General features: G+C 48.3%; 11 protein-coding genes and 1 pseudogene. 10 read left to right on the top strand and 2 right to left on the bottom strand.

All coding sequences use genetic code 11. The features are described 5' to 3' along the window. Nucleotides 1-6: 6 nt before the first annotated feature. From DMB88_RS28590 to nikE, 8 genes and pseudogenes are all read left to right on the top strand, one after another. The gene (locus DMB88_RS28590; RefSeq protein WP_128104653.1) at nucleotides 7-948 is read left to right on the top strand and encodes a glycoside hydrolase family 113; all 942 of its coding nucleotides are present in this window, start codon (nucleotides 7-9) and stop codon (nucleotides 946-948) included. Between the two features lie 211 nt (nucleotides 949-1,159). Beyond that, a complete protein-coding gene (locus DMB88_RS28585) occupies nucleotides 1,160-2,122 on the top strand; it encodes an acetylxylan esterase (protein ID WP_128104004.1) in 963 nt (320 codons plus the stop codon). Between the two features lie 159 nt (nucleotides 2,123-2,281). Further along, nucleotides 2,282-6,223, top strand: coding sequence for a glycosyl hydrolase (locus tag DMB88_RS28580; protein ID WP_128104003.1), 3,942 nt, complete (start codon nucleotides 2,282-2,284; stop codon nucleotides 6,221-6,223). A 205-nt stretch (nucleotides 6,224-6,428) separates the two neighbouring features. After that, nucleotides 6,429-8,066 carry a nickel ABC transporter substrate-binding protein gene (gene nikA / locus DMB88_RS28575; protein WP_128104002.1) on the top strand — a complete coding sequence of 546 codons (1,638 nt, stop codon included), beginning with the start codon at nucleotides 6,429-6,431 and terminating at the stop codon, nucleotides 8,064-8,066. A 42-nt stretch (nucleotides 8,067-8,108) separates the two neighbouring features. Continuing rightward, nucleotides 8,109-9,053, top strand: coding sequence for a nickel ABC transporter permease subunit NikB (nikB, locus tag DMB88_RS28570; RefSeq protein ID WP_056703510.1), 945 nt, complete (start codon nucleotides 8,109-8,111; stop codon nucleotides 9,051-9,053). Next, the gene (gene nikC / locus DMB88_RS28565; protein WP_128104001.1) at nucleotides 9,050-9,880 is read left to right on the top strand and encodes a nickel ABC transporter permease subunit NikC; all 831 of its coding nucleotides are present in this window, start codon (nucleotides 9,050-9,052) and stop codon (nucleotides 9,878-9,880) included. The genes nikB and nikC overlap by 4 nt, the downstream gene beginning before the upstream one ends. Nucleotides 9,881-9,949: 69 nt before the next feature. Next, on the top strand, nucleotides 9,950-10,756 hold the full coding sequence (gene nikD, locus DMB88_RS28560) for a nickel import ATP-binding protein NikD (protein WP_128104000.1): 807 nt from the start codon (nucleotides 9,950-9,952) through the stop codon (nucleotides 10,754-10,756). Nucleotides 10,757-10,883: 127 nt separating this feature from the next. Further along, nucleotides 10,884-11,683: pseudogene (gene nikE / locus DMB88_RS28555) on the top strand (nickel import ATP-binding protein NikE). 249 nt (nucleotides 11,684-11,932) lie between these two features. On the opposite strand, the gene DMB88_RS28550 reads toward nikE, so the two are convergent. Both DMB88_RS28550 and DMB88_RS28545 read right to left on the bottom strand, forming a co-directional pair. Next, entirely contained in the window at nucleotides 11,933-12,511 is a 579-nt protein-coding gene (locus DMB88_RS28550; protein WP_128103998.1) for an NAD(P)H-dependent oxidoreductase, read from the bottom strand. Nucleotides 12,512-12,731: 220 nt separating this feature from the next. Then, entirely contained in the window at nucleotides 12,732-13,322 is a 591-nt protein-coding gene (locus DMB88_RS28545; protein ID WP_128103997.1) for a TetR/AcrR family transcriptional regulator, read from the bottom strand. Nucleotides 13,323-13,769: 447 nt separating this feature from the next. Between DMB88_RS28545 and DMB88_RS28540 the strand changes: the two genes are divergently transcribed. Next, entirely contained in the window at nucleotides 13,770-14,741 is a 972-nt protein-coding gene (locus DMB88_RS28540; RefSeq protein ID WP_164848813.1) for an aminoglycoside phosphotransferase family protein, read from the top strand. A gap of 18 nt (nucleotides 14,742-14,759) precedes the next feature. Beyond that, nucleotides 14,760-15,758, top strand: a complete 999-nt coding sequence (locus DMB88_RS28535) for a glycosyltransferase (protein WP_128103995.1) — start codon at nucleotides 14,760-14,762, stop codon at nucleotides 15,756-15,758. Nucleotides 15,759-15,809: the final 51 nt, after the last annotated feature.

The raw sequence follows: 15,809 nt of genomic DNA, 5'->3' as shown, positions 1-15,809 counted from the left end.
ATGCATATGGATTACATCAAGGGATTTACATTTGGTTGGATGAGTGGCAAGGGAGCCTTCCGTAAGCCAGAAGCGAAAGAATCCTTGCGTTTACTGGCTGAGCGAACAGGCAGTTCACATGTTATTTTTGCACTGGCGGCACATCAGGATCATCCACAAGCTGTGGAAGTGAAGTATCGAGGAGACCATCTGGTCGAGGATGACGAATTAGTCGATATGATTCGATATGCCCGGACCCTTGGGCTACGGGTGATTCTGAAGCCAACGGTTAACTGTACAGATGGTACATGGCGTGCACATATTAATTTTTTTGATATCGATGTGCCGTGTGAGCCGAAATGGAAGGATTGGTTCCGTAGTTACACTGCATTTCAGCAGCACTATGCAGCCATTGCAGAGCAGGAGAAATGTGAGATGTTCATCGTTGGCTGTGAGATGGTGCAGTCTGAGCGCCGAGATCAGGAGTGGCGTGATGTCATTGCCGCTGTGCGCGAGGTGTATTCAGGCCTAGTGTCGTACAATACGGACAAATATCAGGAAGGTCATGTGAAATGGTGGGATGCCGTGGATGTGATCTCCTCCAGTGGTTACTATCCCATCGGGGATTGGGAGGCACAGCTCGATCGGATCGAACGGGAGATTGCTCCTTATGGCAAACCCTTCTTCTTCGCGGAAGCTGGATGTCCCAGCCGCAGTGGCTCGGCACAGGTGCCGAACGATTGGGGACTTGAAGGTGAAGTGAGTAGCGAAGAACAGTCACGTTTCTATGAAGCCATGTTCCGGCATGTGAGTCAGCGTCAGTGGGTACGCGGATTCGGACTGTGGGATTGGAGCGCACATTTATATGCAGAGAAGGATGCCTTAACTGATGATGGTTATGGTGTGTATGGCAAGCCGGCAGAGCGGGCCATCCAGCAATTTTATCAGGGGATTCCTACGCAGGTGTGAGTATGTGAATTGGAACATGTTCAATGCTCGTTCAATGTGCTGAATGATCATTAAGAACCACTGAATGAAAGTATAGTGTTAGAGCGCAAGTCGAAGGCGTATGTGAAGATGAATCTCAGCGATATCCTCATATGCGTCTTTTCTTTACGCTAATAGAGGTATTTCAAGAAGTTACTTATGAACATGTACTTATATGAATGGAGAGGGACACATGGGTGAGACAACGCTAGAACAATTGAAAAAATACAGCGGGAGCAGTCCGAAACCGGATGATTTCGATGCGTATTGGAGCCGTGCGCTCGCGGAGCTAGACGCGCAATCGCTCGAATATGAACTGGTGCCCGCGGACATTACATCACCGCTTGTAGAGTGCTTCCACCTGTATTTCACAGGTGTAGGCGGAGCACGCATCCATGGTAAGCTGGTTCGGCCAATCGCCGGATCTGCTAATGCCAAAGGGCAAGCTATGGCTATGTATCACGGATATTCCAGTGATAGCGGCGACTGGTTCGACAAGATTGCATACGCTGCCCATGGCATCACGGTACTCGCTTTGGACTGCCGTGGACAGGGCGGGCTTTCCGAGGACAACCTGCAAGTGAAAGGCACAACGATCCGTGGACACATTATCCGGGGAATCGATGATCCTAATCCGGATAAGCTGTATTTCCGAAACGTGTTCCTTGATACCGTGCAGACGGTACGCATTCTGATGTCCATGGAACACGTTGATGAAGAACGTGTAGGCGTGTATGGCTGTTCCCAAGGTGGGGCATTAGCCACCGCTTGTGCATCTCTTGAACCGCGAGTGAAGCTGGCGGTGCCAGTGTATCCTTTTTTATCGGATTATCGACATGCCTGGGAGCTAGGCGCTGCAAGTTCAGCGTATGAAGAGCTGGTGTACTATTTCCGATTATTTGACCCGAACCATGAGCGGGAGGATGCTATCTTCTCCAGACTCGGGTATATCGACATCTCGAATCTGGCAGATCGAATTCAGGCCAAGGTACTGTTTGTAACTGGGCTTGCGGACACGATCTGTCCGCCATCTACTCAGTTTGCCGTGTACAACCGGATTCAGTCGGACAAAGAGTTACTTGTGTACCATGAGTATGGACATGAGTATATTCCCCGTCTGTCTGATCGAACGTTACAGGCGTTCCTGAACCTGTAGGTGACTGTGTTCTGCTGTCTGGAGAATGGATGGAATCTTGGCTCTGAAGGCTTTGCTCGATTTCCGATGTGTCTCTCCAGACCAGCATAACAGAGGAGCTTTTCATAATAAGATCAGCAATATTACGTGCACCATCACAACCAAGGAGGAGATAGAGCGATGAAGAAGTCACAGGTCGTTATGCGTACAGCACTCAGTGTGGTATTACTTGGATCAACAGCATTACCTGCATTTGCAGATGCGAACCCAGAGGGTGAGGCGGTTGATGGTAACCGTGTGAATACAGTGCAATCTGCTGCGGATTGGTCGGGACACTGGGCTGAGCCACTAATCAACAAATGGTTAACCGCAGGTTGGGTCAGTGGATACCCAGATGGTTCATTTCGACCGGATCAGCATGTTAGCAGAAGTGAATTTGTAAACGCTATCAATACAATCTTCGGATATTACGTCTTGGATCAGGACGAGTCCTTTGCAGATGTGCAAGCAGGTGACTGGTATGCTCCGGCTCTGTCTATTGCCCGTGAAGCAGGATACTATCAGGGATATCCTAATAATACAGCCAAGCCAGACAAGGAGATCACCCGTGAGGATGCAGCAGTGCTTCTTGTTCGTGCCTTTGGATTGCAAAAAGCAGCAGAAGGAGCGGATTCATCCACGCCTTTCCTGGATGAGTCTGATATCCGCAGCTATGCCCGTGAATCGGTTCGTGTCTTATCCGGTGTTATCGAAGGGTACCCGGATGGATCATTTAAACCGGAAGGTGCATTGACCCGGGCTGAAATGTTGTCCTGGGTAGATGAGTTGGCACCCGTAATTAATACGCTTGACACATCGGCAGGTCGAGTGATCCAAGGTCATGTGATTATCAACCAAAATGGGATTAAACTGAGTGATATCGTCATTAACGGCAATTTATACATTGCTGCAGGCATTCGCGAAGGAGATGTTGATTTATCCAAGGTGACGGTCAAGGGGACCACTTACATTCAGGGTGGAGGTACGCACTCTGTAACCGTTGCGGATTCCGATTTGGACAATATTTTCGTTGATCGTCGTGAGGGTGAGGTGCGGCTTGGACTTACAGGCACCACGATAGCAGAACAGCTCCATGTGGAGCGTCCAGCAATCGTTGCATTAGGTTCGGGAACAGTAGTACACTCCGCTAAACTATCGGCACGTACTACATTACAACTGGAGAGTGGTTCCAGTGTGGGAGAGCTGCATATGTCCAAGGAAGCGAAGGGGACATCTGTAACTGGAGCAGGCAAGGTGAGTAAAGTGGATATCCAGGCTGATGACGTGCTTCTTAATGGTAAGGCTGTCACGCAGGATACCTGGCTGACACAGGCCGGTTCAGATACAGGTGCAGCTTCAGGAAGCGGGAGTAACAGTAGCAATGGCAGCAGTAGTGGCGCGGCTAATAGTGGAAATGGTAGTGGTAGCGTAAGTAACCCTGGCAATGGAGGTGGAAGTGGCGGCTCGGATGGTAATACCGGTGGCAATTCAGGCGGTGGCACAACGACGCCGACCAATCCAACGAATCCGTCTAATCCAGGTTCGGGTGTCACGCCTGATCATAATCAAACTCCAATTGATACATCTGCCTTTGACTTGAGTCCAGTGAAGCTGGTGGATGATCAGGCTTCTCCAGCTACTAAATCACTGTTTGCTTACTTGAACAATGTGCGTGGTGAAGCCATTTTATTCGGACAGCAACATGCTACAACGGAAGGGGTAACGATTACGGCGAACGATGGTACACAATCGGATGTGTTTAACAATGTTGGTGCATTTCCTGCGGTATACGGTTGGGATACATTGAGTCTGGAAGGGAATGAGAAGCCCGGTTCACTGGACGCTAGTCCTGAAGAAAATACAGCCAACCTTGCGGCAGTGATGAAGAAGGCATACGAGCGAGGTGGCATTGTAACCCTTAGTGCCCATATGAAAAATTTTGTGACAGATGAGGTCTTCTACGATACGAGTGGTTCGGTTGTGTCGCATATCTTGCCTGGTGGGGACAAAAATGCTGAATTTAACGCTTATCTCGATCAGATTGCGGATCTAGCTCACCAGTTATCGGATGGTCAAGGTAATGACATTCCGGTTGTCTTCCGTCCATTCCATGAAAATAACGGGAACTGGTTCTGGTGGGGAGCTGCCTTTACGTCGAAGGAGCAGTATGTGCAGTTATATCGCTACACAGTGGAATATCTGAGAGATACCAAAGGCGTGAATAACTTCCTGTACGTCTTCTCGCCAAACGGATTCTTTAGCGGGAGTGAGAGCGAATACCTGAAGACGTACCCGGGTGACGATTATGTGGATATTCTCGGATTCGACATCTACGATTCAACAGAGGGCTCGGAAGGATGGTTTGCCAAATTAGTTCAAGATGCAGCGATGATCTCGCGGCTTGCCGACAGCAAAAATAAAGTGGCAACGCTCAGTGAGTTTGGTTACAGTACCAAAGGCATGAAAATCTCCGGCAACAAAGACAAAGCCTGGTTTACGAACCTGCTCAAGGCCCTAGAATCCGATCCTGATGCCAAACGGATGGCGTATATGCTGACATGGGCGAACTTTGGAACCGAGCAGGTTTTCGTTCCGTATCGCAATGCGCCAGGCGAGCTTGGAAATCACGAGCTATTAGATGACTTTGTGCGTTTGTACAATGCGCCGTATACAGCGTTCAATGATCGTTTGCAAGCCGTCTATAGTCTGAATGTGTCTACTCTGCCGAACGCGCCGAAGCTGAATATTGTCTCCCCGCTGAACCAGCAGCAGATCAAGGAGAACGAGGTGACGATACGTGCACGGGTACTTGGACAACAAGCAGATCGTGTGGTCTACAGCGTAGGGCAGGAGACGGAAGAGCATGAGATGACATTGTCGACGCAAGACAACTATTATACGGCTGCATGGCATCCCGATTCAGAGCTGGATCAACAGAGTGTGACACTGCACGTGAAGGCGTATGTAGACGGGAAGATTGTGATGCAGGATGAGGTTGCAGTTAACTTTAATTTCGATGCGAGCAGGTTATATACGTATACCTTCGATAGTGATACAAATGGGGTATCCAGTGGCGGGGCTTTCCAGGCGGAAATTAACTCTGTGGAGCAGGCTGAATTCAATGGTAGCGGTATGTTGAAGATCAACGCCAAGTTTGAGGATGGAACACATACCTGGCAGGAACTGAAGCTGACGCTGGATGCCATCGCACAGAAGGTGAAGCTAGCTGATGTCAGCAAAGTGACGCTAGATATGTATGTTCCGCTGAGTGCTGGTGTGAGCAGTACGCCATCGATCTATGCAACAGCCACGTTGCCGGATGATTGGGATACGAAGTATAACATCAGTAATCCCGTGGCATTAAGCGATCTAGAGAAGGTGACGGTGGATGGTGTGGATTACGGGAAATATACCGGCGAAATTGTGCTGGATAATCCCGAGAAGTCAGCCGCAGCAACATCCATGATGCTATCGATTGTAGGCAGTGGTTTGCAGTACACAGGCCCAATCTATGTGGATAATATTCAATTGATTCATGTGAAGCCAGAGCCTGTCTTCGATAAAGATCTGGTGGATGATTTTGAGAGTTATGCAGGAAATGATATCACTCTTGGTAATACCTATACCCCTAATGCACAAGGGGATAAGATTACAATTAGGCTAACTCAGGATCAGAAGGGTGCAGGAGAGTATGGTTTACAGTATGACTATGCACTGAGTAGTTCCGGATATGGCGGTATAACTCGTACAATGGATGGCGTGGACTGGTCGGATCGGGATACGCTGAGACTGTGGCTTGCACCAGATGGCAAAGGGCAGAAGCTGGTATTGCAGGTGAAAGCAAGCGGTGTATCGTTCGAGGCGTATCCTTCACTTACCGGGACAGAGGCTGGGTGGGTCGAGATTCCGTTCAGTGAATTCAAGCCTGCGCCGTGGGATACGGCCAATGCGGGTGCTGCATTTGACGCGGTTAAGGCCAAGAGTATTCAGGAGTTCTCTATTTATGTTAATGCGAGTGATCCAAACCAGCCTGTCTCGGGTACGTTGTACTTCGATGATATCCTGGCTATAAGTAAGAAATAACAGTAAAATGAACAGGTTCGCACGGGTAAATATGACCGAGTTCAGATTAAGAAACTCTTCCTCTTACAGGAAGGGTTTCTTTGGCATGTTTGGGGATATGCTGATGGATGTCGAATTTTGTTGACAAAAGAAAGGTGCCTGCCTATTCTTAATGGATGAATATGATAATCATTATCATAAAATAGAGAAAAGGGGTTCTCCAACTATGTTTGTACAACATCGCAAATTTTCTACCCTCATGCTGGCAACAACATTATTGTTGCTGCTGGTTATCGTGGGCTGCAGTAATACTGGAAGTGGCTCGGACTCCTCTTCTGCCGGTTCAGATCAAGCCGCTTCTGCGAACGAGATTACGATGTCATGGCCACGTGATATCGGTACGATGAATCCGCATACGTATAACCCATCACAATTGTTCGCCCAATCCATGCTGTATGAGCCGCTGGTCAGTTATCAGAAGGACGGTAAACTGGCACCTGCTCTCGCGGAGTCATGGACGATCTCCGATGACGGCAAAGAGTACACATTCAAGCTTCGCCAAGGTGTGAAATTCTCTGATGGTACGCCATTTAATGCCGAGATCGTGAAGAAGAATTTTGATGCGATTATGAAACATAAAGATACCCATAGCTGGTTAGGCATTGTAGGCGTCTTGGACAAAACAGAGGTTGTGGATGACAACACCTTCCGCATGACTCTCACTGAGCCGTACTACCCTGTGTTGCAGGACTTGTCTGTGGTTCGTCCGTTCCGCTTCCTAGGCGAAGCTGGATTCCCGGATGATGGTGATACGTCCGTAGGCATCAAAGAGCCTGTAGGTACTGGCCCGTGGATGCTGGCTGATTACAAGCAGGATGAATATGCCGTCTTCAAGCGCAATCCGAATTACTGGGGAACAGCACCGAAGGTGGAGCAGATTACAGTCAAGATCATTCCTGACGGTGAAACGCGTGTGCTTGCCTTCGAAAAGGGCGATCTCGACCTGATCTACGGTGAAGGTGTAATCAGTCTGGATGCGTTCCAACAGTTACGTGATAACGATGAATATGTAACGCAATTGTCTGATCCGGTAGGGACGCGCAGTATGCTGCTGAACTCTTCCAATCCGAAGCTATCCGATGTCAGAGTACGGATGGCGCTACAGCAAGGTTTTAACAAGAAAGCGATGGTTGAAGGAGTCACTTCCGGTTTGGAAGAACCAGCGGATACAGTACTGTCCAAAAACTATCCATACACCAATGTAGACTTGGAACCAATCACGTATGATGTGGAGAAATCCAAAGCATTGCTGGATGAAGCCGGCTGGAAGCTGCCAGCAGGAGGTACAGTACGGGAGAAGGACGGTCAGCCGCTTGAATTCGAGATGATTTTTGACAAAACAGACCCGATTCAGAAAGCGATGGGAGAAACCATTCAGGCTGAATGGAGCGAGCTTGGGGTGAAAGTTAACCTGACCGGGCTGGAGCTGACCGTACAGATCAAACGTCTGAAAGCCAACGATTTCGACCTGTATTTCTGGTACAACTACGGTGCACCGTATGATCCACATTCCTTCATTAACGTTGTGGCGAGCCCTGGATTCGGCATTTCCGAGACGCTGAGTGCATTGCCAATGAAAAAAGAATTGGACGACCAAGTGCATGCAGCACTGTCATCTACAGACGAGACGAAACGCCAGGAGCTATATGGCTCCATCCTGAAAACACTTCAGGAGCAGTCGGCGATTGTTCCGATCTCTTATATTAAGAAAACAGCGGTGTATCAGAAGAAAATCTCCAACTTTATCTTCCCGGCTAACCGTGATGAGAATCCGTTTGTAGGGATTGAATTGAACGGGAAGTAATATGAGATCAACATGTAGCTTGATAAAAGGGAGGAAGGTTTGGTGATCGGCTATATCGGGAAACGAATGATCGCGATCATTCCTATCGTTATTATCGCTACACTTGTTACATTTGCGCTGATTCATATCTCGCCGGTTGATCCAGCCGAGGCGTATCTAACGGCAGCACATATCTATCCAACGCCTGAATTACTCGCGGAGAAGCGGCATGAATTCGGCTTGGATCAGCCTTTGCTCACGCAATATATCAACACGCTCCAGCGAATCGTGCAATTGGACTTCGGCACCTCATATCTAACGAACAAACCTGTCTGGGATGAGGTGAAACTGAGACTTCCTGCGACGGCTGAATTAGCTTTGTGGAGTATGCTGTTCTCAGCAGTAGTGAGTATACCGCTAGGGATTCTGGCTGCGGTGTACAAGAATAGCTGGATTGACATGGTCAGCCGTGCGATTTCCTATTTCGGCGCGTCGATCCCGCAATTCTGGCTTGGCTATCTGTTGATCTTCTTTTTCTCTGTGAAGCTGGACTGGCTGCCTGTGGAGGGACGTGGATCGTGGGAGAATCTCGTATTGCCTACGGTTACGCTCTCCTTGGTACTGATTGCCGTGTATACACGGTTGTTGCGCTCTAGCGTACTGGAGCAATTGGGGGAAACGTATGTGCAGTATGCACGAACACGCGGTATTCGGGAACGGGTCATTATGTTGAAGCATGTGCTGAAGATCGCCATATCACCACTTATTACGGGGATGGGAATGAATATGGGCAAGCTGCTCACAGGAACGATTATTGTGGAGCAGGTGTTTTCTTGGCCTGGATTCGGACGGTATTTCGTGGAAGCTATATTTAACCGGGACATTCCCGTTATCCAATGTTATGTCTTCTTTGCGGCATGCCTGTTCATCGTATGCAATTTGCTCGTTGATCTGGTGCAGCTCTATATGGATCCACGGATCTCGGCGAAAGGACGGGCAGAACATTGATAAACAAATGGCGTGCAGCGTTCAGAGGGCAAAGAGCCATCATGATATGCTCAGTGGTTGTGTTGTTTTTCTTCTGCGTGGCGCTAATGGCGCCTTGGATTGCTCCTCATGATCCAGTGAAGGTGAATCTGCTGCAAAAGCTGGCGAGCCCTTCGCTTGAGCACTGGCTAGGAACAGATCACCTTGGAAGGGACAATCTATCCAGGCTAATCTATGGCGCGCGGGTGTCCTTAGGTTTTGCAACACTGATCTTCCTGTCTTCTTTAATCATTGGTGTGATTGTTGGTTCAATCTCCGGGTACCTCGGCGGCTGGGTGGATAGTGTGTTAATGCGCTTCTGCGAAGGTATTATGGCTTTTCCAAACCTGGTGCTGGTGCTTGGTATTGTAGGTATCTTCGGCCCTGGTCTAATGCAGGTTCTACTCGCGCTCATGATGGTGCAGTGGGTGTATTATGCACGCATCTGTCGGAATATGGTTGTCAGTCTCAAGGAACGGAATTTCATTGCGGCGGCGCGTATTAGCGGGTCATCTTCGTGGACGATTATCCGTAAACATATTATTCCTAACGTGCAGCGTCCCATTGTTGTCATGGGCACATTGGAGATGGGCTGGGCGATTATGGATATATCTGCGTTATCCTTTCTAGGGCTGGGTATTCAACCACCCAATGCAGAATGGGGCGCCATGATCCATGAGGGAACAGGTTACATTCGTAGCCATCCAGAGCTAATGATCTACCCTGGCGCACTGATCTTGTTGGTGGTCATCACCTTCAACATTCTGGGAGAATCATTATCTGAGAAGTATGGTGTTTCAAAACGGTAGTTTTGAATGCTTCATGAAGGTCGAAGAAAATGAAGGCGAAGGCAAGCGGGACAAGGGGTGAACATAACGATGGGTGATACAGCGAAGGTGCTTGAGGTTCGTAACCTGCAAGTAAATCTACGAACAGCGGATGGATCAGTTCCATTACTAGAGCCCATACATTTTGAACTGGAGAAGGGGCGTGTCTTCGGTCTTGTCGGCGAGAGCGGCAGTGGCAAGACGGTTACATGCAACGCACTACTCCATATGCTGGATCAGCGCAGGATGGAAGTGATCGGCAGCATTCGGCTTAATGGTAGAGAGCTGAACTCATTATCTGGTGAGGAGATGCGGCGCATCCGAGGCAAGGAGATCGGATTTATTATGCAGAATCCGATGAATGCTTTTACACCTGTATTTACGATTGGTTCACAGTTCATTGAGACCTTGCGCACACATACGCAAATGACCAAAGCACAAGCCAAAGAGCAGGCTATAACTGCCTTAGCAGAAATGAATCTACCCGAACCTGCCAAGCTGATGAAACGATATCCATTCCAACTGAGCGGAGGCATGCTGCAACGGGTCATGATTGCAATCTCGATGTGTCTGCGACCCGCCGTGGTTATTGCCGATGAGCCAACAACTGCGCTAGATGTCGTTAACCAGCTGAAGGTGTTGCAACAGCTGGATCGACTTCGCACCGAATACGGAACGGCCATTTTGCTCATATCACATGATCTGGGTGTGGTTTCACAGATGGCTGATGAAGTTGCAGTGATGCAGAAGGGGCGAATTGTCGAGCAGGCAGGAGTACACCAGTTATTTGATCAACCCCAGCATGAATATACACGGATGCTGCTTCATGCTCGCCCGAGAATGTCTTTGGGACGATGAGCGTGACTGATCTGTTCCGTGGGTGAACTGGAATGACATGATACGTGAACGGTGGCGGATTTCCGGTTTTATCGATTTCGTTTCATAAAGAGAACCTATGCCGAGTATACGAGAGGATGGTGACCTGATGCTTCAGGTACGTGAAGTAAGCCATAGGTATGGCAAACGCAACTGGCTGGATCGTTCGGGGCACGTCCTCCTGTGCTGGCAGACGTTTCACTTGTGATCCAAAAAGGTGAGTGCCTTGGGCTGTTAGGTACGAGTGGGGCGGGGAAGAGCACGCTCGGTAAAATCATATTGGGGCTGGAGAAGCCAACCGAGGGACAGGTTTTATTTCAAGGTCAGGATATGTACCGTGCGAGCAAAACGGTAATGAAGGGGTTGCGGCGAGATCTACAGGTCGTATTTCAGGACTGTTACTCTGCTGTGAATCCGCTGATGACCGCCGCCCAGATCATTGGAGAACCGCTGGACAATTACGAGCGCCTATCTGCAACGGATCAGCGACGTGTGGTTGGAGAATTGCTTGAACAGGTGGGGCTTAAACCCGAGGATGCTAGCAAGTATCCACATCAGTTCAGCGGAGGACAACTACAACGCGTCAACATAGCGAGAGCAATCGCACTCAAGCCTAAGTTAATTGTGCTGGACGAATCGATAAGCAGCCTAGATATGGTGCACCAGACACAGATATTATCCCTGCTTGCAGAGTTACGCGCGTCATATGGGTTATCGTACTTGTTCATCACACATGATATTCGAGCGGCTATGACGATCTGTGATCGTATTGCTGTGATGGATCAGGGAAGGCTGGTGTATTACGGCAGTGGCAACGAAGGGATCGTACAATCGGAACATCCAGCTGTGCGGCAGTTAGTATCATCGATTTTGCCCGAACATCCATCGGATCGTATTCCATTCAGCTGATGGATGACTCCCGTATGACCAGGTTAGCCAGTAAGTACTGGCTGGCCTTTTTTGTATGGTTCCTTTATGTAGGACTGAACGGAGCAGCATTGACATCCGAGCTAGGAGATACCATCTGGGCAATGTAAGGGAGAGTTACGATTGAAAGAGTGGACGTTTCCAATGGAAATGCTAGAGCTTCTTCATCTGGATATCTCCCTTAGAATGGCTGCATGTCGTGGTACAGTCTCCATTATACGGAGCTTTCATTTATGCTAGCGTGCGTCCTAACTGTTCTATTTTTGCCAACCATTTCTTTCGCTGTGCTTCGGTCTGTTTACCCACTTGATCTACTGTTGTGATTCGCACAGGCTTGATACCCGTGAGACCAAAGGTGGAAATTTTCATCATTTTGTGTGCGGGTTCGCCCTGGAACCATTTGAAGTACCAACTCGGACCGTCCATCGTAGTGATCATGCGAGCAGTGCGACCTTTCAGCAATTGATCCGGTAAGGGTTTGCCCTTTTGATATTTAAACGCATAACCGGGCATGAAGATCCGGTCTATGAAACCTTTCAGTAGAGCCGGTGGTCCTCCCCACCAGATTGGGAATACCCAGACGAGATGATCAGCCCATTTAATGCCTTCTTGTGCTTGCAGTAGGTCAGGCTCAAGAGGCAATTTATCACGGTAGCCTCCTTCCAAATTCATGTTGAACTTCAATTCGTTTAAGGTGATCATACGTACCTCGGCGCCTGCGGCAACAGCGCCTTTGCGATAGGCTTCAGCGAGAGCGCCATTGTAACTGGGTGAGACAGGGTTACCCTGAATAATTAATATTTTTTTCATATGAAATAACACATCCTCATTATTTTAGTTAATGAACACTAACCTCATGTGCAAAAAAAGAAAGGCCACGTATGACCCGGTAATTCACCCGATACTATTTATTTAGTGGGAAGTCGGACTGAGACATTTCTCTTTATCCTATGCAGCATTGCTATTATCCATGAAACATGGACAAGGTGTACTACCTAGGCAGACGTAATGAGTAGGCTCCACCCGTCCGTTATGCTTGAGATGCATCCCCCAGCATCGACATAAGACGATGAATCGTTTCTCCTGTGTAGGGAACAAGCTGCTCTGGAAGCTGCCCTTGCATACTGGACACAGCCAAGTGTGTTATGGCACCGATGATCATCACGCCAGTTAACTTTGAATCTTGAGCAGGCAGTTCACCACGTATGATACCTTGATCAATCAGATCCATTAACGCATCCAGCGGCTGACGGTAATCCTCGTTGCTTCCGATTTCAATGAATATTTCATGATTTTGTGAGATCAGCAGTAGTCCGTAAGGATCAGCATCATGCATCTCTAATACCTCGGCAAATAATTGCCGCAAGCGCTGTTTAACGGTGCCTTCTTGACGAACATATCCATCGATTAAGGCTGTATAGTCAGCGCAGTATTGGGTAAAGGCTTCGAGCGCAACCGCATCCTTGTTCTTAAAATGTTTGTAGATCGCCGCATCCGTTACTCCAGCGGCGTCACCGATCTCTTTGACGGAAATGCCGTCAACGCCTTTGGTTGCAAACAAGCGCATGGCAGCTTGTAGAATGTCTTTCTTTTTGCTATCTGAATGAGGTTTGTTCTTCATGATTGAATAGTAAGTGATTACTAACCAAAAAGCAAGAGTAATGAAATTAGATCATGATCATTGTCTTTCTTTTCCCTCTCAAACACTCACTATATCCTACGCTTGCAGAGCAGCAAGACGAAAGCGTATGATGGACAAAACATCGAACCTGTAGAACAGTTTGGCGTATCAGTTTGAGGTGAATTCGTTGGACGGAATAGGCGCTAGAGAGCAAATATATAAATTGAACGAAGCATTTACACGAGAGCGTAGAGGACAGAAATAACATGGAGAAGCGGAGCGTTCGCCTTTATCCCCGGATTTCCCCCTGAAAAAGGGAATCAAAAAAATCTGGGGATAACAGCGATTGGAAGGTTATTCTGTCATCGGAGTGGCAAGTGTAAATATTCTTAGTTCAACCTTATATAAATGGCTGTGCGGGTGGATGCAAAATGGATGGTGGACATAATGAATAAAGACATACAAGCGCACGAATGGGTAACCCCAGAAGGTGTGCTGAATGAAGCTAATATCGTGGATCGGGAGAAGCTGTACCAAGGAATGAATGGGCGATATGTGGAGCGGTTCACCGTGCACACAGGAGAGAGTTACATCTTCAAACCTCTAACCCATGATGCACAGTATGGACGTGAACAATGGGTGGCCCAGCATATATTTCCCGAGTTAGCTTTACTTGTTCCGCAACTGATTGCATCATCCGCCGCAGGGACAGCCCCTGAACAGAGCTGGCTGATCTATGAGGATCTAGGACAGCTGAACCATGATTTGAGTGAGAATACGATGTTACTTGTGGCTGTGAAGATGGCCTATTGGCATACGTTATCAACAACGGCATGGACTGATCTGCCCCGGGTAGGGCAGAAGCCATCGATTCGGGATATGCTGCGTGATCTGCTTGATCATCAGCAAGAGACAGAGACATTGCTTTCTAGACTGGGGATTACACTCTCTTCGGCGAACTGGGATGATATCACGTTGCAGATTTTTCATGCAGAGAAGCATCTTCCACTCGTTCTGTGCCATGGTGATCTGCATCCAGGTAACATTGCCGAGGCACAAGGCAGTTTGTTCATTATTGATTGGGAGCATGCTCATCTGAATACACCACTGTGGGATATGTATCATCTGGTGGATTTATCCCATCCGTTGTTCCCTAGAATAGTTACTCCGCAGCTGCGGGAGCGGGTCATTACCGTTTATCTGGATCATTTACAGGAGTGTGGTGTAGAGATTGATCCGGATTCTTTTGCAACATGGTATCACGCGTACGCGTTTGTATTCTCGTTATGGATGCTGCGTTTAATCGATCGTGATCTGAATAATGCAGATTGTATATGGCCTGAGGAACAGCTTCGTGCGCAGTGGCAGGAGACAGCATCAACGCTCCGTCAGTGCATGAACGTATTGTTCACGGAATAGAAATGAGGGGTATAGCACATGCGTAAAGTAGGACTTGTTATGCGTAAAATACAATTCACAGAAGCTCAGGGACCACGCGTGTTCGCGGATCGTCTGAAGCAGATTGGATTGGAGCTGGGCGTAGATATTGTCTTCATCTCCCCGGAGCGTCATGTTAGCGGATATGATTGGTTGCCAGGTTATGAGCATGAGAAAGGTGATCTGGTGAACTATGATGTCGTGCTTGACCAGATTCATAGCCAGAATATTGAGCATGTCATATACACGGTATCGGGATTTACATTTTTGAAGATGTTTTTGCCCAAAAGCGTGCTGTTCCCGCACAGCTTCCCTGACCCTGCATTGACGGGATACGAGATGATGAAGCCATTCTATACAATGGTAGATAAAGCGGTCGTTCAGACGGAGTTTTTGAAAAGAGAGCTCGGGCGCAATTTCGGTGTGCATGACGTGAACGTCATTCCAATTGGCTTCAATGAAGAGCTCGCGCACCGCCATTACGACCCGAACCAGGTCGTGCATAACCGCGTGCTCTGGATCGGCCGAGATGAGGAGAATCGTCGACCTGATCTGGTGCTTGAATATGCTAGGCAGAACCCGGACAAAGAAGTATACATGGTGTTTGGTGGTCGGCGCTACGAGGAGAGTATGAAGAAATACGACATTCCTTCCAATGTGAAGCTGCAATTTGCACTAACACAGGATGAGGTTTTTGCGCTGATGAATTCCGCTAAGGTGTATTGGAGCTGCTCGACATTCGATACGTTTGCGATGCCGCTGACAGAAGCGATGGCGATGGGCAAAATGGTTGTGAAGCCAGAGCATGCTTGTTATGGTCACATTCGATCCACACATGCCTTTGCGGGCAATGAGGATAACTGGTTCGAATTGGTGAACATGGCTGCCGCCGCTCCGCGGAGTGTGTCAGAAGATAACCGGGAGTATGCGTTCGGAGCCTTTTCGCGAACCATTATGAAGGAAGGGTACCGAAACTTTTTTGCAGATTGGTTGAAGTAATAAAGTAGATTGGTTGAAGTGGAAATAAGAAGATGCGCAAAGTGAAGCAGT

Origin of the sequence: Paenibacillus sp. DCT19, assembly GCF_003268635.1 — a bacterium.
Lineage (GTDB): Bacteria > Bacillota > Bacilli > Paenibacillales > Paenibacillaceae > Paenibacillus.
Note: the sequence above shows the minus strand (reverse complement) of the source record. Positions and strands in the feature narration are given on the sequence as shown.

What these genes read in the sequence shown, in the direction of transcription:
- DMB88_RS28540 (WP_164848813.1), top strand. Translation starts at nt 13,770, where the DNA reads ATGAATAAAGACATACAAGCGCACGAATGGGTAACCCCAGAAGGTGTG.
- nikD (WP_128104000.1), top strand. Translation starts at nt 9,950, where the DNA reads ATGGGTGATACAGCGAAGGTGCTTGAGGTTCGTAACCTGCAAGTAAAT.
- DMB88_RS28545 (WP_128103997.1), bottom strand. Translation starts at nt 13,322, where the DNA reads ATGAAGAACAAACCTCATTCAGATAGCAAAAAGAAAGACATTCTACAA.
- DMB88_RS28535 (WP_128103995.1), top strand. Translation starts at nt 14,760, where the DNA reads ATGCGTAAAGTAGGACTTGTTATGCGTAAAATACAATTCACAGAAGCT.
- DMB88_RS28550 (WP_128103998.1), bottom strand. Translation starts at nt 12,511, where the DNA reads ATGAAAAAAATATTAATTATTCAGGGTAACCCTGTCTCACCCAGTTAC.
- DMB88_RS28585 (WP_128104004.1), top strand. Translation starts at nt 1,160, where the DNA reads ATGGGTGAGACAACGCTAGAACAATTGAAAAAATACAGCGGGAGCAGT.
- nikA (WP_128104002.1), top strand. Translation starts at nt 6,429, where the DNA reads ATGTTTGTACAACATCGCAAATTTTCTACCCTCATGCTGGCAACAACA.
- DMB88_RS28580 (WP_128104003.1), top strand. Translation starts at nt 2,282, where the DNA reads ATGAAGAAGTCACAGGTCGTTATGCGTACAGCACTCAGTGTGGTATTA.
- DMB88_RS28590 (WP_128104653.1), top strand. Translation starts at nt 7, where the DNA reads ATGGATTACATCAAGGGATTTACATTTGGTTGGATGAGTGGCAAGGGA.